The organism is Elusimicrobiota bacterium, from assembly GCA_040757695.1.
GTDB lineage: Bacteria > Elusimicrobiota > UBA8919 > UBA8919 > UBA8919 > JBFLWK01.
The window spans coordinates 1-2,705 of record JBFLWK010000155.1 but is presented as its reverse complement, the minus strand read 5'-3'; the positions used below and the strand labels follow the sequence as shown (position 1 = coordinate 2,705).

The 2,705-nt window shown below is 35.5% G+C and carries 4 protein-coding genes; all 4 read right to left on the bottom strand.

All coding sequences use genetic code 11. The features are described 5' to 3' along the window. Nucleotides 1-103 precede the first annotated feature (103 nt). The 4 genes from AB1349_13495 to AB1349_13480 are packed head-to-tail and all read right to left on the bottom strand — an operon-like array spanning nucleotide 104 to nucleotide 2,307. Nucleotides 104-499 (bottom strand): penicillin-binding transpeptidase domain-containing protein, encoded by a 396-nt coding sequence (locus AB1349_13495; GenBank protein MEW6558339.1) that lies wholly within the window; start codon nucleotides 497-499, stop codon nucleotides 104-106. Continuing rightward, complete coding sequence (locus AB1349_13490; GenBank protein MEW6558338.1) at nucleotides 499-1,545, bottom strand: PilT/PilU family type 4a pilus ATPase; 1,047 nt, start codon at nucleotides 1,543-1,545, stop codon at nucleotides 499-501. Before AB1349_13490 ends, AB1349_13495 begins: the two co-directional genes overlap by 1 nt. Nucleotides 1,546-1,554: 9 nt before the next feature. Then, a complete protein-coding gene (locus AB1349_13485; protein ID MEW6558337.1) occupies nucleotides 1,555-2,031 on the bottom strand; it encodes a hypothetical protein in 477 nt (158 codons plus the stop codon). 3 nt (nucleotides 2,032-2,034) lie between these two features. Further along, nucleotides 2,035-2,307: a hypothetical protein gene (locus AB1349_13480; GenBank protein ID MEW6558336.1), complete on the bottom strand. Its 273-nt coding sequence runs from the start codon at nucleotides 2,305-2,307 to the stop codon at nucleotides 2,035-2,037. Between the last annotated feature and the right edge of the window lie 398 nt (nucleotides 2,308-2,705).

Here is a 2,705-nt window from a genome sequence, read left to right as displayed (position 1 = left end):
AATTACAGGTGGTATCTTTTTACTTTGCAACCTACCCAACCAACACCTGAAACTTGCATTTATATGCTTTCAGGTGGTATCCTTTTACTCTGCAACCCCGGTATCATTTTACATTGCAATTGACACCTACGGTCTGTATAAGCATCTTTCTTATTTTTTTGGCAGTTCTTGGTGATATTACACGCTGTATTTCTTTCCTTTCAGATATGGTAATAGAACTTTCAGTGACATCAATATATCTCGGCTGTAAAAGTATGCCATCATTCGCAATTGCAACTATTTCACCAGTTTGGGGATTTTCAACAATAACAAAACCGCTTTTTGCTTTGCTATTCTCAATTGCTTTTGAGAGTTCGGTAGTAACTATATTCTGCAATCCCTTTTTCTCAAAGTGTATTCTTTTGCCTTGTGAATGTTTTTGGTATGTTTGATACACAGCAAAATACATGACTACAATTATTATAAAGCCAACGACCAATTTAATTTTTTTCAATTTCATTATTTGTTCATTATGTATTTAGGGTCGCGGGCACTGGAGATAGCGGTATCGTAGGTAATCATCCCTTTTTTATACAAATCTTTTAGCGCTGAATCCAGTGTTTGCATTTCTGCTTCTTTACCGGATTGTATGATACTGTAAAGCATCTGGATTTTGTTTTCTCGTATAGTGTTTCTTACAGCATCAGTTGCAATCATAATCTCACAGGCAAGCACACGATTTTTTTTATCTACTGATGGAAGGAGTCGCTGTGCGATTACACCTTGCAAACAATTCGCAAGTTGAAACAGAACTTGAGAGTGTTCGTGTGGTGGGAATGCATTCACTATTCTATCTATTGTCTGTGTAGCGTCGGCTGTATGAAGCGTTCCTATAACAAGATGGCCTGTTTCTGCAGCTGTTAGTGCGGTTGATATTGTTTCTAAATCCCGCATTTCGCCGATACAGATTATGTCAGGGTCAAGTCGTAAAATATGTAACAGTGCAGTACCAAATGATTTTGCATCCCTACCGACTTCCTGCTGGATAATGATACTTCTGTTGTGTGTAAAAAGATATTCCACAGGGTCTTCAACTGTTATTATTTTACATCTTTTTTCACGGTTAATTAAATCAATCATTGAATAAAGTGTTGTTGTTTTACCCTCGCCAGTAGCACCTGTTACAAGAACTAACCCGTTAGGTTTTCTCGTTAATTCCTCAACAATTTTCGGAAGCCCGAGTTCTTCCAATTTTTTTATTTCTAAAGCCCGCAACCGTATCGCTGACTCAATTTGTCCTAAGTGGTAATACACGCTCACCCTGATATGTGCTAAATCTTCAATCAATGTTGAGAATGAAATTTTCCAGTCACGCTCAAATACTTTCTGCTGCTCTTCTGTAAGCAGTGGATAAATTAGTTCCTTTGTTTTTTCCGGTTTGATGACATCTTCATCCATAATTATTATCTCACCAGCGACACGCATTGAAGGCGGAAGGCCGCTGACAATGTGTAAATCAGACGCATTTTTCTCTAATGCTTTCTTAATCAAATCGTTAATTTTCATAAGCACCTCTTAATAATATGTTCTACGGTACACCCAAGCAGGTACTTTTAATAAAGACGGGAAAAATGCTGTATATACCAGCACAAGAAAAATCGTTATCAAAAAAGATATTTTTATTGACTGCCAAGTTCTTGGTAACGGCTGGTTTAATTTCCTTAAAGCATTCGTATATGCATTAAAGACGACAGAACTGTGATACGAGATAAGAACTGTCAACACAATTGCTACAAGCCAGGGATTTGTGAATACAAATCTGATATAAAAAAGAATAACGAAAATTGCAAAATAAATAATAGAACGTAGAAAATTTCCCAGAACATAAAAATGACCGAGACCTGGAATTATGGATAAAACTGCTGCAAGGAATGGTTTAGGGAATGGTGTTGTTATTGGGATTGTTTTCTGAACTATTTTCAGCCATTTTTTGAGGATATAAAATTTTTCTTGTGAATATTTTACTTTTGCTCTCGGCGGATAAAACTCCATAAATTATTCCATACCTTGTTTTTTTCTTAGCCATAATGCAAAAACTGGGTCAGTCACTTCCCATATGGAATCTGTCCTTTTTATGTAATCCAGCGAAATAAGTTTTCTTATTGCTGCCTGCACCCCACCTATAGAACCCAAATGATGTCTGAGTAAGTAATCTGTTGTAAAAGGTGTTTTTGTTGACTCTTTTGCAAGTGCAATCAGAAAAGAAATTTGACCTGGACGGAGATTTTGAAGCATCATTTCAAATAATGGCGTTTCTTCGGATAGCATCTGTGTAACACCTTGATGAAAATTTATTTCACTTACATTGTTTTTTGTTATATCAAAAATATAGTAAGCTAATTTTTGTATGTAATATGGACATCCTTCTGTTAGACCATAAATTCTCTCAGCAATATTTTCAGGACAATTTTTACCATTTTTTCTGAATAAGTATATTAAAAACTTTATTGTTTCAGCAAGAGGTAAAGAAAGTAGTTCATAATTTATTGCGCTTTTGTAGAATGGTCGTTTTTTATCATTAAAAATATCTGAAAGAATTCTACTGTCAAGTGCAACCTAAAAGTATACCACTGTTGCAACTTAAAAGTATACCACCCTGTCATTAGTCTTTGTCCTCTTTAAGCAATTCTTTTTTCCTGTCTTTCAACCTGTACGACTCGCCTTTT

Excerpts from the sequence above, each read along its gene's own strand:
- AB1349_13495 (MEW6558339.1), bottom strand. The coding sequence starts at position 499 with ATGAAATTGAAAAAAATTAAATTGGTCGTTGGCTTTATAATAATTGTA.
- AB1349_13490 (MEW6558338.1), bottom strand. The coding sequence starts at position 1,545 with ATGAAAATTAACGATTTGATTAAGAAAGCATTAGAGAAAAATGCGTCT.
- AB1349_13485 (MEW6558337.1), bottom strand. The coding sequence starts at position 2,031 with ATGGAGTTTTATCCGCCGAGAGCAAAAGTAAAATATTCACAAGAAAAA.
- AB1349_13480 (MEW6558336.1), bottom strand. The coding sequence starts at position 2,307 with ATGCTATCCGAAGAAACGCCATTATTTGAAATGATGCTTCAAAATCTC.